Origin of the sequence: Jiangella anatolica (assembly GCF_003236295.1) — a bacterium.
Lineage (GTDB): Bacteria > Actinomycetota > Actinomycetes > Jiangellales > Jiangellaceae > Jiangella > Jiangella anatolica.
The window spans coordinates 25773-51114 of sequence record NZ_POTW01000017.1; the positions used below are offsets into that span (position 1 = coordinate 25773).

Genomic DNA, 25342 nt, shown 5'->3' on the forward strand with positions numbered 1-25342 from the left:
CCGGCCGCGACGGCGACAGGCTCAGACTTGTCCTGCGAACTCGCGCAGCGCGCCGGCGACGGCGCCTGTGGCGGCCTCGAGATAGCGGCGGCCGTCGGCGGCGGAGCCGGCGGACGGGTCGTCGGAGAAGCCGTCGCCCTGGGCCATCGCGTCCGGCCGCTCGACGTGGTAGCGGCCCCAGTAGCCGGCCGGGTTGCGGACGAACGACGAGCCCGGCCGGTGCGGCGGCGCGTCGACGAGGTCCGGGCGCAGCGCCAGGGCCAGCGACGTCTCGAACGCGCCCGCGTGCCCGGGCAGCCGGCCGCGGTCCTGCGCGCCGGCCGCGACGAGCTCGTCCCACGCCATCACCCAGTACGACCCGGCGCCGACGGTGACCCGCAGCGCCTGCCCGGCCTCCCGCGCGGCGACGACGACCAGCTCGGCGTTGCCGCCGTGCCCGTTGAGCAGGAACACCCGCCCGAACCCGGCCGCGGCCAGCCCGGCGCACACGTCCCGCAGCTGCGCCAGCAGCGTCGCAGCGCCCGCGGTGAGCGTCGCTCCGATCGGCACGTGGTGCGGCGAGTACCCGACCGCCACGCCCGGCGCCACGATGACGTCGAGCGAACCGGCCAGCCGGGAGGCCGCGGCCAGGGCCAGGTGCTCGGCCACCATGAGGTCGGTGCCCAGCGGCAGGTGCGGTCCGTGCTGCTCGCAGGCCCCGACCGGCACGACGGCGACGGCCTGCGGCGCACGCGAGGCGACGGCGGCGCGGGTCAGCTCGGCCAGCAGCGCCGTCACGACGTGATCCGGGCGTGCAGCGTGTGGTCGCCGGAGCGCAGCACGTGGCTGCGCATCAGCGCCTCGGCCCGGTCCGGGTCGCCGTCGAGGATCGCGTCGCCGACGTCGATGTGCTCGGCGTTGCCGCGCTGCAGCTCGTCCGGGTCCTGCAGCGCGCGCTTGCGCACCGCCGCGTCGACGCCGAGCAGGGTGCCGAGGAACTGGACGATGACGCGGTTGCCGGACAGGTCCCGGATCGCCTCGTGGAAGGCGGCGTTGATCTCGATGATCTCCGGGACCGGGCGCAGGATCGGGTCCTTCATCAGCGCCAGCGGCTCGGTCAGCGTGGCGACGTCGGTGAGCTCGCCGCCGGCCACCCGCGTCGCGCACAGCCGCGCGGCGAGCCCTTCCAGCCACCCCCGCACCGTGATGACCTGCTCGAACGAGGTGAGCGCGTTCTCGCCGACGACGATGCCGCGGCGCGGGATCGTGCGCACGAAGCCCTCGTTCTCCAGCCGGCGCAGCGCCTCCTTGACCGGCGTCGTGCTGACGCCCAGGTCGTGCGCCGTGACCCGCTCGGTGATCTTGTCGCCGGGCGTCAGCTCGCCGCTGATCAGCTTGGTCAGCAGCAGCTGGTACACCTGGTCGCGGATCAGCGGCGCCTCCTGGATCATCGGCCGCTCCGTCACCACCGGACCACCGTCCCCTCCCGCAGCGACTCGGTCACCGCGGCGCCGAGCCGCAGCGACGCCAGCCCGGCCGCCGTCGACGTCTCCGGCTCGGTCCGCGTCCGCACGCAGGACACGAAGTGGGCCAGCTGCCGGTCGAAGCACTCGTCGTTCCACGGCCGCTCGAACCGGACCTGCTCGGTGCGCAGCGTGCCGTCGTCGTCGCGCGTGGTCAGCGTCGCGACCTGCTCCGGCCGGTCGATCAGCGCGACGCCGCGCGGCCCGAGGATGCGGAACTCACCCTTCGGTGAGACCGGGAAGAACCAGCCGATCTCCATTCGGGCGAGGTCGCCGTTGTCGTACTCGACCAGCGCGGCGGCGAAGTTCTCGCCGTTGAACTGCTGCTGCGAGCGCAGCCCGGCGGCCCGGACGGCGACCGGCGCCGCGTCGTTCAGGTAGGCGACGTAGTCGGCGAAGTGCGCGCCCTCGTGCAGGTATGACGGCCCGTGCGCGAGGAAGTCCTGGATCCGGCCGACGTGGACGGTGTCGGCGGCGTCGTAGCGCTCGTCGTAGCCGCCGAGCGTGTAGACGACCGGCGACCCGATGAGGCCGTCGTCCAGCCACTGCCGGGCGGCCCGGACCAGCGGTGAGAACCGGTTCTTCAGCCCGATCTGGACGATCCACCCGGACGCCGACGCGGCGTCGTGCACCCGCTGCGCCGATGCGACGTCGACGGCCATCGGCTTCTCGCACAGCACGTCCAGCCCGGCGCCGATGGCCGCGAGCGTGAGGTCCGGCGCGATGTGCGGCGGGACGGCGATGACGGCGGCCCGCGCACCCGCGGCCAGCGCCGGCTCCAGCGACGTCCACGCCGCGACGCCGTACTTCGCCGCGGCCGCCTCGCGGTGCGCCGCGACGACGTCGACGACGCCGACCAGGGTGACGTCGGGGGAGCGGTCAAGCGCCGGCAGGTGTCCCGTCGTCGCGATGTCGCCGCAGCCCACCTGCACCACGGGCAGGGTATCGGTCACGTCAGCCCCAGAAGTCGTTCGGCGTTGCGGTACGCCAGCGCGGCGGCGTCGCCGTCCGGCAGCTCCGCCAGGATCGCACGATGGACGGACAACCGGTGCCGGCGCAGGTCCGGGTCGCCGAAACCGCCGTCGGTGCCCAGCGTCAGCTTCGCCACCGGGACCCGGCGCACGATCTCGCGGAACACCGCCCGCGGCGCCGTCCCGCACATCGTGATGTGCACGTTCGGGTACCGCACCGCGGCCGCGACGGAGTCCTCCCACAGGTCGAACAGCCCGCCGTGCGCCAGCACCACCGTCAGCTCCGGGAACCGGGCCGCCAGCCGGGCGATCTGCAGCGGCGACGCGTACGGCGGGGTGCCGTCGTGCATGACGAACGGCAGCCCGCGCTCGATCGCCGCCTCCGCCACCGGGTCCATGTACGCCTCGAGCGGCGAGAACCCCTGCATCCACGGGTGCAGCTTGATCGCGTGGAAGCCGCGGTCGGCGCAGCGGCGCAACTCGTCGGCGGCGTCGGGCCGGCGCGGGTCGACGCTGCCGAACGGGAGCAGCCGGCCGTCGGACCCGGCGCACACCTGTGCGACCACGTCGTTGCCGGTCACGGCGTCGTAGGCGAGCCCGTCCAGCGTCATGACGGCGGCCCGGGCGATGCCGAACCGGTCCAGCTCCGCCAGCGCGTCGGACTGGCGCCAGGACGCCCACGCCGGCGCCGCCGCCGACGGCAGATGCGTGTGCAGGTCGACGAGGCTCACGCGGCCACCCCCAGCAACGTGGCGGCGGCGCCGCCGAGCACCGCGGCGCGGTCGTCGCCGGACAGGCCCGCCCGGTCCACCCGCTCCAGTTCCAGCGCGACGTCGTTGAACGGCGCGTCGCTGCTGAACAGCACCCGGCCCGCGCCGAGCGCCGTCACCAGCGCGGCGATCAGCGACGCCCCGTTGTACGCGGTCTCCGCGACCAGGTTCGGCGCGCCGGTCAGCGCCGGCAGCAGGTCGAGGGAGAAGTCGGTGCGCCCGGACCGGCCCATGACGAACGTCAGACCGGGCCGGCGCAGCGCCAGCTCGGTGAGTTGCAGCGGCTCGCTCGCGACCGGCACGCCGGTGACGACGTAGACCGGCCGGCCGTGCTCCTCGGCGACGTCGAGCACCGGCTCCAGCAGCGGCGACAGCAGCCCGAACCCTTGAACGGACGGCGCCAGCTTCAGCCCGCGCGCCCCGGCCGCGAGCGCCCGCCGCAGCTCGTCGCAGGCGCGCGAACCGTACCAGGGGTTGACCGTGGCCCAGTGCGCCAGCCGGTCCGGGTGCGCGGCGCACCAGCCGGCCAGCGTCCGGTTGCCGTCCTCGTTGTCGACGGCGAGCCAGCGGCCTACCGGCCCGACGACCGCGCGGCCGACGCCGCCGTCGTCGAGGACGCGCAGCAGGTCGTCGACGTCCAGCGTCGGCAGGCTGGGATGCTCGCCGGCCGCGACGTGCGCGTCCGTCGTCACAGGGCCGGCTCCGCCCGCCGGTAGCCGCCGCGGTCCAGGTGCCCGGCCAGCGCCGCGCGGTCCTCGGCGCGCAGCGGCACCAGCGGCAACCGCACCGCCGGCCCGCCGCGGCCGAGCAGGTGCATGGCCTCCTTGATGACGGTGATGTGGTAGCCCGGCCGGGACGCGCGCAGCGCCGCTATCGGCGCGATCCGCTCCGCGACGATCGCCGCGTGCCGGTCCGCGTCGCCGGCCAGCGCGGCCGCCCACACGTCCAGCGCGACGGCCGGGTCCAGGTTCACCAGGCCCGACGTCATCGCGACCGCGCCCATCCGGGCGTAGTCCACGGCCGGCAGCTCGGCCATGCCGTTGATCCACACGTAGCGGTCGCCGAGCCGGTCGACGCAGCGGGCGAACAGGTCCTGGTCGCCGGCCTCGTCCTTCACCGCGACGGCGCCCTCGACCTCGGCCAGCCGCTCCAGGTCCTTCTCGTCGTAGACGGCGCCGTCGGTGCTGAACACGATCATGCCCAGGCCGGACGCGGCGCCGATCTCGCCGTAGTGGCGGACCATGCCGTCGCCGTCGGGGTTGACGAAGTACAGCGGGTTGACCATGAGCCCGTCGGCGCCCGCGTCGGCCGCCGCCCTGGCCAGCCGCGTCGCGATGGCGGTGGAGTGGCCGACGCCGGCCAGCACCGGCACCCGGCCGGCGACGGCGTCGACGGTCTCACGGACCAGTGCGGCGTACTCGGCCTCCTCGAGCGCGTAGAACTCGCCGACGCCGCCGGCCACCACGACCGCCCCGGCGCCGCTGCCGGCGAGGAAGGCGACGTGTGCGCGCTGGCTGTCGAGGTCGAGGGAACCGTCGTCGTGCATCGACGTCGGGGCGAAGGCGAGGACGCCGTGCAGCGAGGCGCGCAAGGTCTGCAGTTCCACGGTTGGCCTTTCCACGAGGGGGACGGCTCTGGTATATCAGACATCAGCCGCTACTGAACAGCCCGATCCGCGTCGGGTCGATGGGGCGCCGGGACGCGGACGAGCCGATCACTGGAGGACCCATGCGACACCACTCGACCGTCCTCGGCCAGCCGATCGCCGTGCCCGACCAGGCCGGCGACGAGGGCCACGTGCTCGTGGTCCTGGCCGACGTCGACGACTTCGAGGTGAGCCGGCTGGCCCACGGCGACGACTGGGCCACGGGGATGCTCGACGCCGCCGCTGCCGCCGTCGAACGCAGCGCCGCCGGCTACGCGCCGGACCAGCACGGCCCCGTCGTCCCCGTCCCGCCGGACGCATGGATGGTGACCTTCCACGGCGCCGACCCGGTCGAGCTGCGCGCCACCGGGCGCCGGTTCGCAGCACTGGTGCGCGACCGCGTCCGGGCCGCCTGCGGGATGGCCGTGACGGTGGGCATCAGCGGGACGCGCACGGGCGCCGCGCGGCTCGAGGCGGCGACCGCGGAGGCGGTGGTGGCGCTGGACCACAAGCTGGTCAGCGGCGGCGACGCCGTGTACGACCTGGCCGACGTCCGGCCCGCGACGCCGGACGGGACGGTGGCCGCGCCGGTGCCGGTGCCGGACCGGGTGGAGGAGCGGCTGGCCCGCTGCATCCGCCGCGGCGACGCGACCGGCGCGGTCGCGACGCTGCGGTCCTGGATCGAGCGGGTCAGCGCCGTCGACGGCGTCACGCCCGACGTGCTGCGCGAGTGGCTCGCGGCCGAGGTGCTGTACGCGCTGGAGATCGCCGGGCAGCGGCGCCTGTCCGACGGGTCGACGGACTGGATCGCCGCGGTGTCGCGGCTGCCGCTCAACGAGGTGGTCGAGATGTACGACATCCACGACCGCTCCTACCTGGTGCTGTGGCTGGAGCAGCTGCTGCCCCGGATCGTCGCGTCGCACGCGGCGCCGTCGCCGGCCCGGCACGTCCTCGCCGTCGTCGAGCGCTACATCCAGGACCACTACGCCGACGACCTGCGGCTGGTCACCGTCAGCGAGGCGGTGTTCGTCAGCCCGTACTACATCAGCCACCTGTTCCAGCGCGAGCTCGGGACGACGTTCCTCAAGTACCTCACCGCGGTGCGGATGCGGCACGGGCGGCGGCTGCTGGCCGAGACCGACCTGCCGGTCGAGCTGATCGCCGAGCAGGTCGGCTACCAGGCGCCGAAGCGGTTCCGCGAGCTGTTCAAGCGGACGTTCCACGTGACGCCGAGCGAGTACCGCCGGCAGGTGGCGGCGCCGGCGCTGCGAGCCGTCGGCTGATGGGGATCGTCGACGTCCACACCCACGTGATGTGGTACCCGGACCACATCAGCGACCGGACCGCCGGCGAGGCGCTGGCGGCGAAGCTGGTCAAGCTGGAGCGCAGCGGCGGGCTGACCAACTCCGCCCGGCTGGACCTGCACTGCTACGACTCCACGCCGGAGGACCACTGGGCGGCGGCGCAGCAGGCCGACCGCGTCGTCGTGTTCGGGATGGCGGCCAAGCCCACCGGGTTCGACGTCCCCAACGACGTCATCGCCTCCTACGTCCGGGAGCACCCGGACCGGCTCGAGGGCTGGGCGTCGGTGAACCCGGGGGAGCCCGGCGCGCTGGACGAGCTGGTCCGGTGCGTGGAGGACCTGGGCCTGCGCGGCCTCAAGGTCGGGCCGACGTACCAGCACTGGGACCCGCGCGACCCGTCGCTGTGGGGTGTGTTCGAGTACTGCGCGACGCACGACCTGCCGGTGGTCATCCACCAGGGCACGACGTTCCCGACGACGGCCCGGCTGGAGTACGCCCAGCCGCTGCTGCTGGAGCGGCTGGTCATGCGGTTCCCGTCGCTGCGGGTGATCATCGCCCACCTCGGCCACCCCTGGGAGGAGGACGTCGTCGCGCTGATGCGCAAGGCGCCCAACGTGTGGGCCGACATCTCCGCGCTGCACTACCGCCCGTACCGGTTCTGGCACGCAATGACGACGGCGTTCGAGTACGGCGTGACCGGCAAGCTGCTGTTCGCGTCGGACTTCCCGAGCGCGACGGTCGAGCAGACGCTGGAGGGGCTGCGCCGGGTGAACGACGTCGTCGCCGGCACGCCGCTGCCGACTCTGCCGGTGGACGTGCAGGACCAGATCGTGCACGAGAACTGGCGCCGCTTCTTCCGCACCACCTGACCTTGAATGATCACGTTAAGTTGGGCTGCTCGCGCTCCACGAGGCATGCATGCCTGGGGAAGCGGGAGCAGGCCTGCTTGACGTGATCATTTCCGGGTGGGCAAGTCCCGGCCCGGCGGGACAACTATCCGGCTGTTGCCGCCGCGCGTCGCGGGCCTAGGTTCGCGGGCAAGCGTCCTGGCTTCACCCGAATCGTCCCCCGGCCGTCAGGAGCACCATGCCCTCCCTGCGTGCACGACTCCCACGACGTCTCACTGTGCTGGCCGCGGTCGCCGCGACGGCGCTGCTGGCGCCGGCCGCGGCCGCCCCGGCCGACCCGGTCGCACCGGGCGTGGTGGAGAACCTCGGCATCCCGATCTCCACCTACCTCGTCCTCGACACCGTCCTCGCCGACGACGCCGACGGCGACCCGACGCTGTACGGCAGCACGTACAACGCGCCCAGCGACGGCGTGACGTTCTTCGGCGTCGACCCCGAGACCGGCGCCGTCCGCACCGAGCTGCCGATGCCCGGCGCTTGGGGCGGCTACCACGTCGCCGCCGCGCCGAACGGGCACGTCTACCTCGGCCCGCTCAACTCCGCCAGCGCGTCGCAACTGTGGGAGTACGACCCGGTCGCCGACACCGTCGAGCTGGTCGCGACCATGCCGACCGGCATCATGTGCTTCGGCATCACGGTGTCGCCGTACACCGGCAAGGTCTACTGCGGCCTGCACTCGGGCGCCGGTGTCTACGAGTACGACCCGGCCACCGGCGCCGTCCGCCTCGTCGTCTCCGCGCGCACCTACCCCAAGGGCCTGACGGTGCTGGACGCGAACCGGCTGGTCGTCGCGCAGGGCACCGACGCCAGCGTGCTGGTCGTCGACATCGCCACCGGCGCGACGACCGAGGTGCTGCCCTCGGCGTACCAGCACTACTCGTTCGCGTACAACTCGGTGCGGATCGGCGACTGGGTGTACGTGCAGCTCGTGACGCCGGACGCGAAGATCGTCCGGTTCGACGCGGCGACGATGACGTTCGCCGGCGAGGTGCCCGGCATCACCGGGATGGGCTTCGCGCCGCAGGGCGGCGCGGACCCGGACGACTTCTACGCGATCGGCGGCGCCGGCATCATCGCCGTCGACGGCGACACGCTCGCCACCACCCCCACGGGCGTCGCGCCGACGTTCGTGTCGGCCGCCCGGATGTGGCCGGTCACCATCGGCGGCCAGCAATGGTTCACCAGCGTCAGCAGCAGCGGCCTGCTCGGCCGGTGGAACCCGGCGACCGGCGAGGTGTGGACGCACCAGCTGGCGCTGCCCGGCAACCCGACGAACATCACCGCGCTGGTCCAGGGCCCGGACGGCGACGTCTACGGCGGCACCTACGAGACCAACGCGCTGTTCGGCTACGACCCGGACACCGGGAACACGACCGTCTACGGCAACGTGGCGCCCGGGCGCACCGGCGAGATCCTGTCGATGGTGACCGCCGGCAGCAAGATCTTCATCGGCTCCTACATCAACAACGTCGTCACCGTCTTCGACCCCGCGCAGCCGTGGAACCCGGGCACGTCGCCGACATCGAACCCGCGCGACCTCGGCCCGGTCGGTGACAACCAGTACCGGCCGTGGGACATGGAGATCGGACCGGACGGCCGGGTGTGGGTGGCGTCGTCGGCCGCGTACGGCGCGCTGCGCGGCGCGCTGACCGCGATCGACCCGGTGACGTACGAGGTCGAGTCGTTCCGCGGCCTGGCCGGCGACCAGCACTTCTTCGCCGTCGCGGCCGGCGCTGACGTCCTCTACGCCGGCACCACCCGTTACGGGGACGACACCGACGCCGGCGGCGACGCCCGGCTGCTCACCGTCGACCCCGACGACGGCGCCGTGCTCGCGTCGGTCGTCCCGGTGCCGGGCGCGACCCGGATCCTCACCCTGGAGACCGCCGCCGACGGCACGCTGTACGGGTCGGCGGACGGGACCTGGTTCCGGATGGATCCGGCCACCGGCGTCGTCACCGTGCTGGGCGCGTTCCCGGGCGGCACGCTGCTCGGGCTGATCGACGGTCCCGGCGGCGACCTCTACGGCCACACCGGCGGCGCGGTCGTCCGGATCCCGGCCGGCACCGACACCGTCGAGACGGTCGCGACGCCGGGCAGCGGCTACTACCGGACGGTCGCGTTCGACGACACGGACCGGGTGTACTGGGGCGCCGGCGCGTCGCTGCTGCGGACGCTGCCGGACATCGTGCCGGCGTCCACGACCACGACGGCGTCTCCAGGTCTGCGGCCGGCCTCGCCCGGCGGAGCCGCCGCCGTCACCGTCACGGTGGACAGCCCGCCGGGTCAGCCGCAGGGCACCGTCACCCTGCACCGGATCGCGGCCGACGGCGCGCCCGGCGCCGCCGTCGCCACGGGGGAACTGACCGACGGCGCCGCCGTCGTCAGCGTCGCCGCCGCCGATGTCGGCGGGCCGGGCCGGTACACACTGATCGCCACTTACGGCGGCGATCTGGCACATGCACCGAGCACCTCCGCACCGATCCGGGCCATCGTCGGCCCGGGCCGGTAACCCCCAGGAGAGGAGCCCGTCATGAGACTGCCCCGTCCACTGGCCGCGGCGCTCGCCGTCGCGACCCTGGTCACCACCACGATCGCCGGGCCGGTCACGCCGGCCATGGCGTCGTCCACCACGGTGTCGACGATCTCGTCGACGATCGGCACCACCAACGTCACCCCGATGCACAGCCCGCAGCTGCCGAAGATCGTCCAGGACTCCAACGGCTGGCGCTACGCCGTGACGCTGGACGGCTCCGGCACGTCCTACCCGTGGATCGCGCGGATCTGGAAGTCGCCCGACGGCGTCAACTGGACCGTCGCCGTCACGCTCGGCCAGTGGGTCTACCAGCCGCCGTCGCTGCTGCTGGACTCCGGCAACCGGCTGTGGCTGACCGTCCCGTGCTACACGGGCGGCCAGTGCTACCCGGGCGTCGCGGCGGCCAGCGGCGCGTCGATGGAGCGCGTCTACCTGGTGCGGCTGCAGTTCTCGACGCGCCTGGGCGACGGCTCGTTCGACCTCGGCTCGTTCAGTGACCAGTCGGTCCGGTCGGCCGGCGCGGAGCGCTACTACGGCGGCATGGCGATCGACGCCGACCGCCGCTACATCTACCACGCCTACAGCAAGGCCGACTGGAGCCTCAACGTCGCCAAGTTCGACACCTGGACCAACACCGAGACGACGTCGCTGGTCGCCAACCCCGGCGTCAACGAGGCGTACCTGTATCCACGGGTGCGGCCGGGCACGACCAGCGGCGAGGTGTGGCTGCTGTTCAACCAGACGGTCCTCAACACCGGCAGCAGCGCGACGATCCACGGCGTGCAGCTGTGGCGGTCGACTGACGGCGGCGCGTCGTTCCCGTCCGGTCAGCGCTACATGGTCTCGTCCAGCCCGTCGCCCGACGGGGTGTCGAACTGGACCGACGCCGCCGACCTCGTCGTCGACTCGTCGAACCAGCCGCACGTCCTGTTCTACAAGATGATCTCCGGTGTGTCGCACCTCTACTACTGGAAGGGCAACGCGGGCTCGGTGACGCTGCCCGGATCGCCGGTCGACCTCGGCACCTACGAGAACCACGCCCAGCTGGCCGTCGCCGCGGGCGGCACGCGGTTCGTGCTCGGCACGCCGGCGGCCGGGTCGTCGTCGCTGCACGTGCTGCGCTCGACCACCGGCACCAGCTGGACGACGGAGACGTTCCCCGTCAGCGGAGCGGCGCAGGTGTACTCGCCGAACCTGGAACGCCGGGAGACCGGCTCGTGGGTGCCCGACGCCGGGACCGCCGTCCGGATGCTGCTGTCGACCCGGCCGACCGGCTCGTCGGTCTTCTCCCGGCTGGACTACGTCACTTACACGCCGTAGCCCTGATCCGCCATGCCGCCCTGACACAGTGGGCGGCATGGCGGACAGGTGTCTGGTGTGACGACGTTCTCGACCTCGGCGCCCGCGGCGGCGTTCACCGCGCTCTACGACACGGCCTACGCCGACCTGCTCCGGTTCGCCCAGCGCCGGGTCGACCCGGCCTACGCGGAGGACGTCGTCGCGGAGGCGTTCCTCGTCGCCTGGCGGCGGCTGGACGCCCTCCCGCCGAGGGCCGACGACGCGCGGGCGTGGTTGTTCGGCATCGCCCGCCACGTCATCCTCAACGCGCACCGCTCGGCGCGACGGCAGCAGGCGCTCGCCGTCCGGCTGGCCGACCCGCCCGCCGCCGTCGCCGGAGCCGACGACGACCTGCTCGCCCAGCAGATCGACCTGTCGCGGGCCTGGCGGCGGCTGCCGGACACCCACCAGGAGGCGCTCGCGCTCGCCGTCCTCGACGGTCTCGACGCGCCCCGGGCGGCCGCCGTCCTCGGCATCACGCCGGTCGCGTTCCGGCTCCGGCTCAGCCGCGCGCGGCGGGCGCTGCGCCGCGCCCTCGATCACCCGTCCGTTCCCGAGAGGACCACGCCATGACCAGCACCGACACCATCCTGCGCTCGCTCGACCCGGCGGCCGCCGACGTCGATCCGCACGGGCCACGGGCCCGCGCGGACCTCGCCCGGATCCTGGCGGCGCCGGCGGCGCCGGCGTCGCCGGCCGCGGCGCCGGCACCGCCGCGGCGTCGGCGGGTGCGCCGGCTGGTGCTCACGGCGGCGGCCGTCGCCGCGGCGGCCGTCGGGGCGAGCGTCCTCGTGCCGTCGCTGACCGGCGGGGACCGGGCGTTCGCGACCTGGACCGCGACTCCGTCGGCCGTGTCCGCCGGCGCGAGTGAGGAGATCGCCGACGCTTGCCGCGACGCGCAGCGCGACGGCGCCGGCGGGTTCGAAGCCGACCTCGCCGCCGCGACGGCGGCCGTCGCCGAGCGGCGCGGCGACTGGTCGCTCGCGCTGCTGGCCGGCGACGACGGCTTCTCCGCGCTGTGCATCACCGACGAGTCCACGCCGCTGTTCCGCGACTGGATCGGCATGATCGGGGGGCCGGGTGGCTACACGGCGCCGGAACCGCGCTCGGCGTTCGTCTGGACGCTCGGCACCGGCACGGTCGGCGGCGGCGAGCTGTCGGTGGCGGCCGGCGCGGTCGGGTCCGACGTCACCGGCATGACCTACGACAGCGCCGAGCACGGCGTCGTCACCGCGACCGTCGCGGCCGGTCACTTCGCGTTCTGGCTGCCCGGCGACGAGCTGGAGAACGCGTCCGGCGACGGCGTCCCGGTCACCGTCACCTATGCGGACGGCACGACGGGGACGCTCACGCTGCGGTTCGGGTGAGGCCGGCCGCGACCTTCGTCAGCGCGGCGGCGATGTCGTCGACGTCGGCGTCGGCGTAGTTCTCGTTCCACTGCAGCACGACCAGCGTGTCGTCGATCAGCCGCTCGGCCCGCGGGCAGAGGCCCACCGGGTAGGTCCAGTCGCGGCGGGCCGGCGGGCTGGTCAGCGGGAACCCGGATGTCCCGTAGGTGCGTCGCTCGGTGAACACCGGATAGCGGTACACCGGCGACTGCAGCCAGCCCGCGTGGGCCGGCACGCCCTCCGCCGTCAGCGCCTTGGCCCACCGCCGGTGGCCCTCGTCGACCACGAGGGGGAGGACCCACCAGGCGTGCAGATCGGGCCGGTCCGGCAGGTGCGCGCCGGGGAGGTCGCCGACGGCGGTCAGCAGCCGGGCGGCCTGCCGGCGGCGCCGCTCGACCACGTCCGGCAGCCGGCGCAGCTGGACGGCGGCGACGGCGGCGGTGAGGTTGGTCATCCGGTAGTTCAGCGCGAGGAACCGGTGGAACCGGCCCTCGGCGCGCGGCCAGGCCTTGTCGGAGAACAGCCGCATCCGCTCGGCCGTCGCGGCGTCGCTCGTGACACACAGGCCGCCGTCGCCGGCGGTGACGTGCTTGTACTGCTGCAGGCTGAAACAGCCGACGGCGCCGTAGGTGCCGACCGGCGGCGCGTCGGGGGCGGGGCGGGCGAGGTAGGCCTGCGCGCAGTCCTCGATCAGCGCGACGCCGGCGCGATCGGCCAGCGCCCGCAGCTCCGTCACCGGTGCGGCGGCGCCGAAGAGGTGGACGACGAGGATCGCTCTCGTGCGCTCGGACAGCTGGGCCTCGACCGAGGCCGGGTCGAGGTTGCCGGTGAGCGGGTCGACGTCGGCGAAGACCGGCACGGCGTTCTGCGCGAGGATGGCGGCGATCGTGCCGAAGTCGGTCAGCGGCGTGGTGATGATCTCGTCGCCCGGCTCCGGGTCGATCGCGGCGACGGCCAGGTGGAGCGCCGCGGTGCCGGACGAGCTGGCGACGGCGTGCGGGACGCCGTGCAGCCGCGCCATCGTCGCCTCGAGGTCGCCCAGCCACGGCCCGCCGGCCGACGAGTTGAGGACGGCGCCGTCCAGCACGTCGAGCACGGCGGCGCGTTCCTCGGCGCCGAACGTCCGCCCCGCCGGGTCGAGCACGGTGGGCAGCGGGGTGGTGCGGACGGGGGTGCCGCCGTCGACGGCGAGCCGGCTCATGCCGCGACCAGCCGCAGCGTCCAGCCGGCGAGGACGACCTGGGTGAAGCGGCGGCCGTAGCGCTCGACGTGTTCGTACGGCTCGGCGCCGGCCGGGACGAGGTGCGGCGGGAGCAGCAGCGCGACGCCGTCTCGGTCGCCGTCGACGGTGATGGTGACGCCGCCGTCACCGGCCGTCGTCGTGGTGATACGGAGGGCGCGCCGCCGCTGCGACCAGTCGGCGAGGGCGGCGCTGGTGTGGAAGGCGGCGCCGGCCGAGCGGAGCCGCTGGACCGCCGCGGCGAACGACGCCCGGACCTCGGCGTGGTGCTGCAGGTGCTGGCCGTGGAAGAGCAGGTGCACGACTCCGTGCCGGCGCAGCGCCTCGTCGATGAACGCGTCGCGCACCTCGTCCGTGCAGGTCAGCCAGAGGTCCTGGGTCTGCAGCGGCAGGTCGAGCACGTCGACCGGCCGGTTGCCGTGCGCAGCGGCCGTCAGCGGGTGGTGCGGGTGGCAGGTGCCGAACGGGAAGCCGATGGCGCCCTGGACGCTCGGCCCGTGGCTCTGGTCGACGCGCAGGCCGAGCCGCTCGCACCAGAGGTAGAACTCGTCCCACCCCTCCCAGCGGGTGAAGTGGTTCTTGTTCGTGACGATCCGCGCGCCGCGCACCTGGCGGGTCGCCCAGGCCAGCTGGTCGCGCAGCCGGTCGAACCCCCAGGTGCAGTCCGGCGTGTCCAGCATCGCGTTGTAGTGCAGCGCCGGCTCGTGCCCGGCGGCGACGACCTCGTCGTAGACGGCCTGCGAGTAGCCGCCCGGGTAGAGGAAGCACCAGGTCACGGGCACGCCGGCGGCGGCGAACGCGTCCAGCGCGGCGCGGGCGGACGGGTCGTCGTTCATGTCGGAGTCGTGGCTGACGTGGGCCGCGGCGGGCGCGCCGTCCGGCCACGGCGCGACGACCGGGATCGGTGTCGCACGCGCGTCGAGCAGCAGACCGAGCAGGACCTCGCGCCAGCGGTCGGCGTGGGCGGTGCCGAAGAACGGGAGGCTGCGGGTGGGCGGGTACTCGTGCGGGTACGGCGGTGCGTCGCCGAGCGTGGTGCGGTCCTCGGTCCAGGACAGCGCGATGCCGTCGTCGGTCTTCAGCAGGCCGTCGTCGACCGGCGCGGAGCCGTCGGCCGGGGGAGTGCCGTCGCGCTCGACGGGGTGGCCCTGGGTGATCCGCACCAGCGTGTGCCACAGGTCCGGCCCGACGACGGCGATCGTGCCGCGGCCGCGTGTTGTGGTGACGATGGCCGGCCGTTCGTCCGCCCAGCGGGCGTGGACGGCGCCGGTGCCCGTCGCCGGCAGCGCCCAGCCGCCGAACGCGCGCAGCCGCTGCCCGCCGACGTCGACCAGCGCCTCGGCGGGCGCGGGCGACGCCGCGAGGCCCGTCCAGCCCGGGTCGTGTCCGCAGACGACGAGGCCGCCGCCGCGTTCGGCGTGCCCGAGCAGCGCCGCCGCCGTCCCCTCGTCCGGCTCGTCGACCACCAGCACGGTCGCCTCGTCGGCCGGCGGCGGCCCGTCGGCCAGGTCGTGGACCGTGGCGGGGACGCCGAGGATGGCCAGCGCCTCGGCCGCGGCCGGCCCCGACCACACGTCGCGGCCCTCGCCCCGCGCGGCGTCGGCCGCCTTCACGTCGGTGATGATCCGGATCATTGCCGCCACGATAGGCAGCGGACCGGCCGCGCACAGGACGGATTCTTGCCGTCCGCGGGCCGGATCCTCAGCCGTAGAGCTCGGGGCGGCGGTCGGCGCGGTAGGTGGCGATCTCGCTCCAGCGGCGGGTGTCGGCGTCGTCGGTGGTGACCTCGGCGACGGCGACCCCTTCGGACGCGTCGAGGGCGGCGAGGACGCGGCCGGTCGGAGCGGCGACGGTGGAGTGACCGATGCTGGTGAAGCCGCCGCCGGAGCCGGCCAGGCACGACATGACGACCGGCACGCCGTTCTCAAGGGCGCGGGTCCGGGCCAGCGACCGCACCATCGACCCGTCCCAGCCCATGCCCGTCTGCCACGGGTCGGTGATCCAGTTGGTGGCGTTGACGATCATCGTCGCGCCGGCGTCGACCAGCGCCCGCACGTACTCGGGGAAGATCAGGTCGTAGCAGACCGTCAGCCCGAGCCGGCCGACCGCCGTGTCCACGACGACCGGCGCCGAGCCGGGGGCGTAGACCGTCCGCTCGGTGCTGAACAGGTGGGCCTTCCGGTACGTCGCCAGCCGCGCGCCGTCCGGGCCGAACAGCGACAGCGCGTCGTACAGGTCGTCGCCGGCGGACTCGATGACGCCGGCCGCGAGGTGCACACCGAGCGCCGCGGCCAGCGCGGCGAGCGACGCGGCGACCGGGCCGTCGGCGGGGGCGGCGACCTCGGCGGCGTCGGCGCGGGAGAACGGGTACCCCGTCACCGCGCACTCGGGGAACACGATCAGCTCGGCGCCGGACGCGGCGGCCGAGTGCGCCGCGGTGGTCATCGCGGCGAGGTTGGACGCCACGGCGCCCAGGACCGGAGCGACCTGGGCGCACGCGACGGTGACCGGCATCAGACCGCCGCGGGGACGACGGCGCGCTCGTACGCGACCGGGTTCACCAGCGAGCCCACGCCCTGGACGGTGGCGACCATGGTGCCGCCGTCGTCGACCTTGCCGATGCCCGACGGGGTGCCGGTGGCGATGATGTCGCCCGGCTCGAGCGTGATCCCGGCCGAGATGACGGAGATCAGCTCCGGCACGCCGAACACCATGTGCCGCGTGTTCGACGACTGCCGCACGACGCCGTCGGTGGTCAGCGACAGGTCGAGCCGGCCGGGGTCGGCGATCTCGTCGGCGGTGACGAGGTACGGCCCGCACGGCGCGAACGTGTCGAAGCCCTTGCTGTGATCCCACGGCTGGTTCTTCTCGATCGCGACCAACTGCAGGTCGCGCGCCGTCATGTCGTTGAGGACGGTGTAGCCGAGCACGACGTCGCGCCAGTCGTCGACGGCGACGTCGCGCGCCCGCGTCCCGATGACGACGGCCAGTTCGACCTCGAAGTCCAGCCGCGACGACCGCGCCGGGCAGCGGACGGTCTCGCCGTGCGGGAGTAGCGACGACGGCGGCTTGAAGAAGATCACCGGCTCGGCCGGGACGGCCTGGGCGCCCTCCTCGGCGTGCGCGACGTAGTTGAGGGCGACGCAGACGATCTTCTGCGGGCGGGCGACCGGCACCTCGAACCGCGCCGACGCCACCGGCAGCGTGACCGCCGACGGCGACGAGGCCAGCGCGGCCGCGGCGGCGGACAGCCCGTCCACCCCGGACGACGCCAGCAGCGCCACCAGATCGTCGCCCGCGTCACCGGCGACCGGGGACAGGTCGAGCAGCGTGTCGTCGTCGAGGCGCGCGGCGGGGACGACCCCGGCGTCGGTGCGGATACGGCAGAGGAACATCAATGACCTCCTGCGAGCGGTGACGGAGAGCGGGCCGGCAGCCCCAGCACCCGGCGGGCGTTGCCGCCGAGCACCAGGGCCAGGTCGGCCGGGTCCAGCCCGGCGCCGAGCACACGCCCGACGCCGTACCGGGGGTCGATGAGGCACGCGTCGGTGCCGTGCAGGACGCGATCCGCGCCCAGGGCGTCGACCAGCCGGCGCAGCCAGCGGCCGGTCATCCAGGATCCGCACGTCTCGGCCAGGATCGACGGGTGCCGCGTCCCGACGTCGATGGTGCGGCGGAAGCCCTCGACGGTGGCGCCGGAGTGGCCGACGATCAGCGGCAGCACCGGGTAGCGCTCCGCGACCGCGCCGAACAGCAGCGGGTCGCTGTGCGCCGTCCCGGCGAACCCGTGTGCCAGTACGGGCGCCCCCGCGTCGGCGGCGAGCCGCCAGATCCAGTCGTAGCCGGGGTCGTCGATCGGACAGTCGTGCGTGTCGGGGTGCAGCTTGAACCCGCGGACCAGCGGGGACGTCAGTTGCTCGGCCAGCAGCCCGGCGTCCTGCGGGCGGTTCGGGTTCGCGACCAGCCAGACGGAGAGCCGGTCCGGATGCGCCTCGGCGGCGGCCAGCGCGGCGGCGTTCCCGCCCGGCGCGTCGCCGCTGAAGATCGCGGCCAGGTGGGAGATGACGGCGTGCCCGGTGCCGGTCCGGTCGAACGCGGCCAGCAGGGCGCCGACGTCCGGGTGCGGCAGCCACGACGACGGCCAGCGGCCCAGATGCGCGTGCGCGTCGACGATGTCCGGCAGCTCGGCCCAGGTGTCCGGTGGTTCGGCTCCGGACGCCCGAACAGTGGCGTCGGCCGGGATCTTGTCGGCTGTCGTCGGCGAAGTGGCGTCGGCCGGGATCTCGTCGGCTGTGGCCGGCGACGTGGCGTCGGCCGGGATCTTGTCGGCTGTGGCCGGCGCCGGGCCGTTGGTGGTAGTCGGTTCCCGCCCGGCCGGGAGGGCTCCCACCCTAGGGGTGGGCCGCGTGAACGTGGCGTGAACCGCGGCCGGCGACGTGGCGGCGGGGGAGCCGGCCGCATCCACGGGCGGGCCGTCGGGGGAGCCGGCAGCGTCGTCCGACAGGCCGAGCAGCCGGGCCGCGGTCCCGCCGGCCACCGTCGCCCGGTCGGTCGCCGACAGCCCGGAACGCGACAGCAGGAACAGCGGCGCCGCGTCGTCGCGCACCGGCGCGCCGGTCCCGAGCAGCAACCGCGACGCGCCGTACCGCTCGACGAACAGCTCGAGGCCGTCGAGCGCGGCCAGGTAGGACAGGTCCAGGTGCAGCCGCGGCCGCCGGTCCATGACGGGGAGCGCCTGCCGCAGCGTCCGGTACCCGATCCCCGCGACCACCACGTCGACCGTCGGCAGCGCGGCGCAGAGCGCGTCGAGAGCCGTCCAGTCGGTCTCCTCCAGGTCCACGAACACGGGGAGGCCGGCCCGCCGCAGCACGTCATGCAGCGAGCCGGCCTCCGGTCCCGTGAGGCTCCACCCGTGCCGCGCCGGCAGCAGCCACACCGCCCGCACCGACGCGGGCAGCGGGCCGTGCTCGCCCGCGTCCAGCGGCCCGAGCACGAACGCGGGCATCAGCCGCGGATGCCCCGCCACCGCCTCGAGCAGCGCGGCATTCCCCAGAGCGGCGTCGTAGGTGACCGACACCGCGGACCGCACGACGGCGAACCCGAGACCGAACCGGTCGAGGTGCGCCTCGACGTCGGACACCGACCACGACGCGGACGCGTCGGACGGCCAGGGCCCGACGACGACGTTGGCGTCGATGCGCACGCCGCTCATCCGGCGTCCGGCAGGTCGGTGAGCAGCCCGGCCTCGTGCGCGCGGAGCAGGAACGGCAGGTGACCACGCCACTCGGCGACGTCGTTGCTCAGCGCCGGCGCCGAGCCGCGCGGCCGGTACCAGCGCGACCCGCCGGCCAGGCCGGCCCGCAGGAACGCGTCGTCGCCGGTCGCGTCGTAGGCCACCGCCAGCGCCTCGCGGATCAGCGCGGACCGGTTCGCCCACCGGTAGTCGAACCGGGACAGGTAGACGAAGCTGCCGTCCCGGTTGCGGCCCAGAGTGAGCAGGGCCCGCGCCCCGGCAGAGAACGCCGCGGCCACCTCAGCGGACGGCGACAGCGCCTGCAGCCGGGCCAGCCCGGTCAGCAGGACGGCGTTCTGCCAGGCGCAGTAGTCGTCGGCGAGGCCGAGCCGCGACATCCAGCGTCCGTCCGGCCGCTGCGCCGCCAGCGCCGCCTTGGCGGTCCGCTCGGCCGCGTCCAGATAGACCGACGAACCGGTCGCCGACGCCACCGCGCACAGCGCCATCAGCGGCCAGCCGCTGTTCCGCGGCCCGGGCTCCGGCCGGGTCCAGCCGAGGTCGACCAGCCCGACGATGCAGTCGGCTACCCGCCGGGCAGCGTCGAGGTAGACCGACGAACCGGACAGCGACCCGAACAGCACCAGCCCCTCGGTCCACAGGTGACCGGTGTCGATGGAGGTCCGCACCGAACCAGAAGCCGTGCGTGCCGTCACGTAGTGGACGTGCGCCCGGCCGTGCGCGCGCAGCCCGCCGACCTCGTGCGGCTGGACGCTGTGGTGGATCAGGTCGATGTCGCAGAGGTGGTCGGCGTAGGCCTGCGCGGAGTCGTAGTAGGCCCGCTCGCCGGAGCGCAGGTAGTGCAGCGCCAGCGCCAGCAGCGCGTCGTGCTCGTTGTTCGCGCTGTAGCCCGTGCGTGGCCCGGACGTGATGCCCTGCACGCTGTCGCCGAAGTCGTGGAAGCCCAGCGACTGCCCGGACTGGTACCAGCCGGTCAGCTCCTCGCGGATGTGCGACTCCAGGTTCGGGTACCGCTCCGGCAGGTACGGCAGGTATCCGGGCAGCACCGAATCGACCGCGGGCACCAGCGGCGAGTCCAGCGTCGGCCCGGCCCGGCGGTCGTCGCCGGCGGCGACGCGCAGCAGCCGGGTCTTCGCCGCGCCCTGGGTCAGCCGCAGCGGTCCGGCGTCGGCCGGCCAGAACCGCACCGTCACACCCGACGGCGACACGGCCAGGTCGCTCGGGTGGTTCTCGGCGAACCGGTGCACGGCGACGGTGACGTCGTCCGCGCCGCCGGGCCGCGAAGCGACCAGCCAGTTCACCGCCTGCCGGCCGTGCAGCTCGGCCCACTCCCAGCGGGTCCAGTAGTCCGGCTCGCTCGCGTCCTCCCAGTCCGACCCCTCCACGACCTGCGACGTCGCGAAGATGCCACGCGGGTGGCCCTCGCCACGGTGCCGGACGGCGAACGGCGGCACGCCGCGGTGCGCGGCGTCGAAGGCCCCGGTGACGGCGGTCGCGACGGCGCCGGTGTCCAGCGCGACCGCCCACTCGGAAACCTCGCTCTCCGCCGCGTCGTCGTCGTTGACCAGCCCGACGGACAGGTCCACCGCCGATGCCCCGGCCCGCGCCGTCAGCCGGGCGGTGAACGCCCACGACGAGCCGTAGCGCCCGGACAGCGCGACCTCGGCCAGCAGCGGCCCGGTCTGCGTGACGGTGACACCGTCGTCCGGCACCGCCGCGGCGTGCCGGACACCGTCGCCGTCGACCAGCACCACCGACACCGCCGGCAGCCCGAGAGCAGGAACGGCGACCGAGAAGGGCGCCAGCCCGAGCTCCACGTCGACGACCCCGGTCGACAGCGACAGCCCGGACACAGAGGCCGACGACGTCACGGCCGGCGGGGGACCAGCCGCGCCCGCCGGCCGCACGATCACCGACACCGACCCCAGCGCCCCGACGGACACCGGAAACGCCAGCCCGGCCCACCCACCGCGCCGCCACAGCTCCTGATGCGGCGCCACAGAACCATCCACCAGCACAGAAAGCCCGCCGTCAGAGGACACCGGCACGCCGCACACCACCACCTCGCCGGAGCGAGGGACGCCGATCTCCTCGGTGACGCTCAGTCGTACGTCGGTCATCTCAGCCCTTCAACGCTCCGACACTGACGCCCCGCGCGATCCGTTCCTGCGCGAACGCGAAGAGCACGAGCATCGGGATCATCGTGATCACCAGGCCCGCGAACAGCTGCACCCAGTTCGCGCTGTACTGGGCGTTCACCGAGAGCCCGAGGATGCCGACCGGGATGGTCTGCTGCTCGGGGTCGCTGAGGAAGACCAGCGCGAAGAAGAACTCGTTCCAGATCGACAGCGTGTTCAGCAGCGCGACGCTGGCGATCGCCGGGCTGACCTGCGGCAGCACGACGGAGAAGAACGTGCGCGTCGGCGAGGCGCCGTCCATGCAGGCGGCCTCCTCCAGTTCCTTCGGCAAGGACTGGAAGAAGCTGCTGAGCAGGTAGATGCTGAACGGGATCTGGGTGGCGATGTACACCAGCACCAGCCCGTGCAGCGAGCCGAGCAGGCCGAGGTTGTTCAGCAGGAAGTACAGCGGCACGATCACCAGGAAGGCCGGCATCATCAGGCCGCTGAGGAAGATCAGCCGCACGAGCGACCGCCCCGGGAAGTCGACCCGGGCCAGCACGTAGGCCGCCATCACCGCGAACAGCAGGCTGACGCCGACGCTGGCCACCGTCACGTAGAGGCTGTTGAGGAAGAACCGGCTGATCTGCGCGCCGTTCCACGCGTCGGCGTAGTTGCCCCACTGCGGGTCCTCCGGCAGCGACCACGGGCTGCTGGAGAAGAACTCCGGGTTCGTCTTCAGCGACACCATCGCGCACCAGACGAACGCGCTGACCGAGGTCAGGCAGTACGACGCGAGCGCGAGGTGGGTGAGCAGCCGGCCGCCGCGGAACGGCGGACGGCGCCGCGGCGGGGCCGGCGCGGGCGGCACCGCCGAAACAACGGCCGGCGGGGTGGCGGTCGGTGTCGTCATCAGTACTGCTCGCTTTCACGCCGGGTGAGCCGCTGGGAGAGCAGCGTGAGGACGAGGATCGCCGCGAACAGCACGACGGCGATGGCGGCGGCGTAGCCGAACTCCGACGACGCGAACGCGACCTTGTAGAGGTAGGTCCCGATCACCTCGGTGGCGCGCAGCGGGCCGCCGTTCGTCATCGCGATGATGAACGCGAACGTCTGCAGCCCCTGGATCATCCAGAGGATCAGAAGCGTCCGGGTGACCTCCCACATCAGCGGCCAGACGACGTGGCGGAACACCTGGAACGAGCTCGCGCCGTCCAGCGTCGCGGCCTCCTTGAGCTCGGCCGGGACCCGCTCGGCGGCCGCGGCGAAGAACATCATCCACAGCCCGATGCCGTGCCAGACGGTGGCCAGCACGACCATCAGCATCGCCGTGTTCGGCCGGCCGAGCAGCTCGACCGACGCCAGCGAGTCCAGCCCGACGGCGCGCAGCACCTTCTGCACGGCGCCGAAGTTCGGGTCGGCGAGGAACTTCCACAGCAGCGCCGCCGTCGTCACCGACAGGGCCACCGGCGCCAGGATGAGGAACCGGTACAGCCGGCCCAGCGGCAGCCGCTGCGTCACGTAGCCGAAGAACATCGCGCCGGGGAACAGCACCAGCGCGCCCAGCACCGTGAAGACGATCGTGTTGGTGATCGTGCTGGAGAACAACGAGTCGTCGGTGAGCCGGGTGAAGTTGTCCACGCCGACCCACTCCGGCGCGCTCACCCCGTTCCATTCCGTCAGCGCGACGTAGAACGTGGTGAACGCCGGGTACAGCATGAACAGCGCGTAGAGCAGCAGTGCGGGCAGGAGGAACGGCACCACGAGCCGGCGGCGCTGACGTTCGAGCAGGTTGGGCCGTGTTCGTGGCACCGTCTCTCCCTTCGACGTGAACGGGCTCAGCCCGCGGCGGCCTGCAGGCCCTCGGACATCTGGGTCAGCATCGTCGCGCCGTCGATCTCGCCGAAGAACAGCTGCGCGATCGGCTGCTGGTAGGCGGTCTGCACCTCCTGGCTCAGCGCCAGCACCCCCATGTACGACGGCGCGAACGCCGCGCCCTCCTCCAGCATGGCGGTGACGTCCTCGAAGCCCTCCGGCGCCGGGATGCCGGTGTAGGCGGAGATGCCGCCGGTGCTCTCGACGTAGGCGGTCTGGTTCGCCGGGTCGGCGATGAACTGCAGCCAGGCCTCGGCGGCGTCGGGGTTCTGGCCCTTGGCCGCGACGACCTGCGCGTTGGTGCCGCCGAACAGGCCGTCCTGGTCGCCGCTGCCGCCGTCGACGGTCGGGAACGCGAATGTGCCGGTCTGGAAGTCCGCGGGGATCGCGGCGGCCATCTCGCCGATCAGCCACGAGCCCATGAGGATCATCGCCGCGTCGCCCTGGAAGAACGACATCTGGGCGGAGGTGAAGTCGACGCCGCGGAAGCCGTCGAGGAAGTTGCCGTCGGCGACCAGCGCCTCCAGGTCCGCCGCGGCCTCCTGCGCGCCGGGCAGCGACGCCAGCTCGGCCTCGCCGGCGATGGCCTGCTGCAGGCCGTCCAGCCCGAAGTGCCGCAGCGCCAGATAGTCCCAGTAGACCTGCATGTAGGGCAGGAACGTGCCGGTGACGGTGAACGGCGCGATGCCGGCGGCCTTGATCGTGTCGGCGGCGGCGATGAGGTCGTCGAACGTCTCCGGCACCTCGATGCCGAGCTCGTCGAAGATCGCCTCGTTGTAGAAGAACTGCAGGGTCGTCACCGACTCCGGCGCGCCGTAGATGTCGTCGCCGACGCTGATCAGCGGCCGGACGCCGGGCAGGATCGCCTCCTCCCAGGTGCCGTCGTAGCCCTCCAGCGGCTGCTCCATGGCGGGCTGCAGGTTCATCGTGTCGCCGGCCGCGACCCACGGGCCGCCGTCGGGCAGGGTCACGTCGAGGAAGCCGTAGTTGACGTCCGGCGGGTCGTCGGCCCGCCAGCGCGCCTCGATCTGCGGCACGTCCTGGCCGCCGCCGAAGGTGAGGGTGACGTCGACGCCGTCGTGCTGCGCCTCGAACGCCTCGGCCAGGCCGGACAGCCGCTCGAAGTCGGGGGAGCCCTCGGGGTAGAAGCTGACGACCTCGAGGTCGCCGGTGATCTCGGCCGGCGCGCCGCTGGCGTCGCCGCCGCCCGAGCTCTCCGTCTCCGGCTCGTCGCCGTCGTCGGAGCTGGTGATGCACGCCGTCAGGCTCAGCATGACGGCGGTCGCCACGGCGGTGGCGCGAAGGAGCGAACGTCGGTTCATCAGTCTGTCTCCACGGTCAGGTCGACCGGCCGGCCCGAACGCCAGGACCGGTCGATGGCGGCGAGGACCTCGGTGACGTGCACCGAGCTGTCGATCGACACGAGGGGCGGCGTGCCGTCCAGGACGGCGTCGACGAAGTGCTCGACGGCGCCGGCGATGGAACCGGACGGCTTGCCGCCGACCCGGCCCGCGAGCTGGTTGCGCGGGTAGCTGAACGACTCGTGGGTGGCGATCTCGAGCTGCTCGTGCTTGCGGTCCAGATGGATCACCGCGTCGCTGAAGATCAGCTCCATGAACGAGTCGGTCATGGTGGGGAACGTGTCGGGGTAGATCCAGCAGGCCTCGACGGTGACGACGGCGCCGCCGGCCAGCCGCAGCTGGGCCTGGACGGCGTCGGGGGTGTCGATGCCGCGGCCGCGGAGCACACCGTGCACCGCGGTCGCGTAGACCTCGACCACGTGGTCGTCGAAGCACCACAGGATCAGGTCGAGGTCGTGCCCGGAGAGGAAGAGCGACGGCGACGTCCGGTCGGCCCAGTCCAGCATCTGGGTCGGCACGTGGATCGTGTCGTTCTTCCGGGCGTAGGCCAGCACCGGCGCGCCCAGGGCGCCGCCGGCCGCCCGCTCGTGTGCTTGCCAGTAGGCCGGCACCCAGCGGTGGTTGTAGAGCGTCATCGCGGTGACCCCGGCCGATCGCGCCGCGTCGCGGATGCGGCGGGCGTCCGCGGCCGTCGTCGCCAGCGGCTTCTCGATCAGCACCGGGCGGCCGGCCTCGACGGCGGCCAGCGCGGCCGCCGCGTGCGCGTGGTCGGGCGTGGCGATCAGGACGGCGCCGACGGCGTCGTCGGCGAGCAGCGCGGACAGGTCGCCGTGCACCGGCGCCGGGCCGAACTCGTCCAGGCCGGTGACGGCCGCGGGGTCGCGGCTGCTCCAACCGGCGACCCGGCTGCGGTGGTAGGCGGCGAGCACGGCGGCGTGCTGGCGGGCCATGATGCCCGTCCCGACGATGCCCATGCCGAGCTGGTCCACGTGTCCTCCCGTACGCCGTCGGAAGTGCGGCGAAGCCGTCACGCTAGGGGGCCGCCAAGGGGGCCAGCAAGCGCGGTTCGTGTCGTGCCAGGCCCGTAGTTGTCCTGTTCCGGCGAGCCCGTGTTCTGTGGTTGACAGGCCTGTGAC

22 protein-coding genes are annotated in these 25342 nt (G+C 73.7%); 6 read left to right on the forward strand and 16 right to left on the reverse strand.

Annotated features, from left to right (window positions below):
• Window positions 1-21: 21 nt before the first annotated feature.
• The 6 genes from C1I92_RS09285 to C1I92_RS09310 are packed head-to-tail and all read right to left on the reverse strand — an operon-like array spanning window position 22 to window position 4849.
• The gene (locus C1I92_RS09285) at window positions 22-777 is read right to left on the reverse strand and encodes a creatininase family protein (RefSeq protein ID WP_111254384.1); all 756 of its coding nucleotides are present in this window, start codon (window positions 775-777) and stop codon (window positions 22-24) included.
• Window positions 774-1448, reverse strand: a complete 675-nt coding sequence (locus C1I92_RS09290) for a GntR family transcriptional regulator (protein ID WP_111254385.1) — start codon at window positions 1446-1448, stop codon at window positions 774-776. The genes C1I92_RS09285 and C1I92_RS09290 overlap by 4 nt, the downstream gene beginning before the upstream one ends.
• Window positions 1442-2455: a Gfo/Idh/MocA family protein gene (locus C1I92_RS09295; protein ID WP_111254386.1), complete on the reverse strand. Its 1014-nt coding sequence runs from the start codon at window positions 2453-2455 to the stop codon at window positions 1442-1444. Before C1I92_RS09295 ends, C1I92_RS09290 begins: the two co-directional genes overlap by 7 nt.
• The gene (locus tag C1I92_RS09300) at window positions 2452-3204 is read right to left on the reverse strand and encodes an amidohydrolase family protein (RefSeq protein ID WP_111254387.1); all 753 of its coding nucleotides are present in this window, start codon (window positions 3202-3204) and stop codon (window positions 2452-2454) included. Before C1I92_RS09300 ends, C1I92_RS09295 begins: the two co-directional genes overlap by 4 nt.
• Window positions 3201-3935 (reverse strand): amidohydrolase family protein, encoded by a 735-nt coding sequence (locus tag C1I92_RS09305; RefSeq protein WP_111254388.1) that lies wholly within the window; start codon window positions 3933-3935, stop codon window positions 3201-3203. Before C1I92_RS09305 ends, C1I92_RS09300 begins: the two co-directional genes overlap by 4 nt.
• The gene (locus C1I92_RS09310) at window positions 3932-4849 is read right to left on the reverse strand and encodes a dihydrodipicolinate synthase family protein (RefSeq protein ID WP_111254389.1); all 918 of its coding nucleotides are present in this window, start codon (window positions 4847-4849) and stop codon (window positions 3932-3934) included. Before C1I92_RS09310 ends, C1I92_RS09305 begins: the two co-directional genes overlap by 4 nt.
• A gap of 122 nt (window positions 4850-4971) precedes the next feature.
• On the opposite strand from C1I92_RS09310, the gene C1I92_RS09315 reads away from it, so the two are divergent.
• From C1I92_RS09315 to C1I92_RS09340, 6 genes are all read left to right on the forward strand, one after another.
• Window positions 4972-6171: a helix-turn-helix transcriptional regulator gene (locus tag C1I92_RS09315; protein ID WP_146605073.1), complete on the forward strand. Its 1200-nt coding sequence runs from the start codon at window positions 4972-4974 to the stop codon at window positions 6169-6171.
• Complete coding sequence (locus C1I92_RS09320) at window positions 6171-7061, forward strand: amidohydrolase family protein (protein WP_111254391.1); 891 nt, start codon at window positions 6171-6173, stop codon at window positions 7059-7061. Before C1I92_RS09315 ends, C1I92_RS09320 begins: the two co-directional genes overlap by 1 nt.
• A 217-nt stretch (window positions 7062-7278) precedes the next feature.
• The gene (locus C1I92_RS09325) at window positions 7279-9612 is read left to right on the forward strand and encodes an NHL repeat-containing protein (protein WP_146605074.1); all 2334 of its coding nucleotides are present in this window, start codon (window positions 7279-7281) and stop codon (window positions 9610-9612) included.
• Window positions 9613-9633: 21 nt separating this feature from the next.
• Window positions 9634-10956 (forward strand): hypothetical protein, encoded by a 1323-nt coding sequence (locus tag C1I92_RS09330; RefSeq protein ID WP_111254393.1) that lies wholly within the window; start codon window positions 9634-9636, stop codon window positions 10954-10956.
• Between the two features lie 57 nt (window positions 10957-11013).
• Window positions 11014-11547 (forward strand): RNA polymerase sigma factor, encoded by a 534-nt coding sequence (locus C1I92_RS09335; RefSeq protein ID WP_111254394.1) that lies wholly within the window; start codon window positions 11014-11016, stop codon window positions 11545-11547.
• The gene (locus C1I92_RS09340) at window positions 11544-12341 is read left to right on the forward strand and encodes a hypothetical protein (protein WP_111254395.1); all 798 of its coding nucleotides are present in this window, start codon (window positions 11544-11546) and stop codon (window positions 12339-12341) included. Before C1I92_RS09335 ends, C1I92_RS09340 begins: the two co-directional genes overlap by 4 nt.
• Here the strand turns inward: C1I92_RS09340 and C1I92_RS09345 are convergent.
• The 10 genes from C1I92_RS09345 to C1I92_RS09390 form a co-directional block, all read right to left on the reverse strand.
• A complete protein-coding gene (locus C1I92_RS09345) occupies window positions 12322-13563 on the reverse strand; it encodes a DegT/DnrJ/EryC1/StrS family aminotransferase (protein WP_111254396.1) in 1242 nt (413 codons plus the stop codon). The two genes, C1I92_RS09340 and C1I92_RS09345, sit on opposite strands and share 20 nt — an antisense overlap.
• Entirely contained in the window at window positions 13560-15236 is a 1677-nt protein-coding gene (locus C1I92_RS09350) for a polysaccharide deacetylase family protein (protein WP_111254397.1), read from the reverse strand. Before C1I92_RS09350 ends, C1I92_RS09345 begins: the two co-directional genes overlap by 4 nt.
• Before the next feature lie 67 nt (window positions 15237-15303).
• Window positions 15304-16116: a carbon-nitrogen hydrolase family protein gene (locus C1I92_RS09355; protein ID WP_111254398.1), complete on the reverse strand. Its 813-nt coding sequence runs from the start codon at window positions 16114-16116 to the stop codon at window positions 15304-15306.
• A complete protein-coding gene (locus C1I92_RS09360; RefSeq protein ID WP_111254399.1) occupies window positions 16116-16997 on the reverse strand; it encodes a fumarylacetoacetate hydrolase family protein in 882 nt (293 codons plus the stop codon). The genes C1I92_RS09355 and C1I92_RS09360 overlap by 1 nt, the downstream gene beginning before the upstream one ends.
• On the reverse strand, window positions 16997-18814 hold the full coding sequence (locus tag C1I92_RS09365) for an amidohydrolase family protein (RefSeq protein WP_111254400.1): 1818 nt from the start codon (window positions 18812-18814) through the stop codon (window positions 16997-16999). Before C1I92_RS09365 ends, C1I92_RS09360 begins: the two co-directional genes overlap by 1 nt.
• On the reverse strand, window positions 18811-20973 hold the full coding sequence (locus C1I92_RS09370) for a hypothetical protein (protein WP_111254401.1): 2163 nt from the start codon (window positions 20971-20973) through the stop codon (window positions 18811-18813). The genes C1I92_RS09365 and C1I92_RS09370 overlap by 4 nt, the downstream gene beginning before the upstream one ends.
• Window position 20974: 1 nt before the next feature.
• Window positions 20975-21883, reverse strand: coding sequence for a carbohydrate ABC transporter permease (locus tag C1I92_RS09375; protein ID WP_111254402.1), 909 nt, complete (start codon window positions 21881-21883; stop codon window positions 20975-20977).
• A complete protein-coding gene (locus tag C1I92_RS09380; protein WP_146605075.1) occupies window positions 21883-22782 on the reverse strand; it encodes a carbohydrate ABC transporter permease in 900 nt (299 codons plus the stop codon). The genes C1I92_RS09375 and C1I92_RS09380 overlap by 1 nt, the downstream gene beginning before the upstream one ends.
• 26 nt (window positions 22783-22808) lie before the next feature.
• On the reverse strand, window positions 22809-24167 hold the full coding sequence (locus C1I92_RS09385; protein WP_111254404.1) for an ABC transporter substrate-binding protein: 1359 nt from the start codon (window positions 24165-24167) through the stop codon (window positions 22809-22811).
• Complete coding sequence (locus tag C1I92_RS09390) at window positions 24167-25195, reverse strand: Gfo/Idh/MocA family protein (RefSeq protein ID WP_111254405.1); 1029 nt, start codon at window positions 25193-25195, stop codon at window positions 24167-24169. The genes C1I92_RS09385 and C1I92_RS09390 overlap by 1 nt, the downstream gene beginning before the upstream one ends.
• Between the last annotated feature and the right edge of the window lie 147 nt (window positions 25196-25342).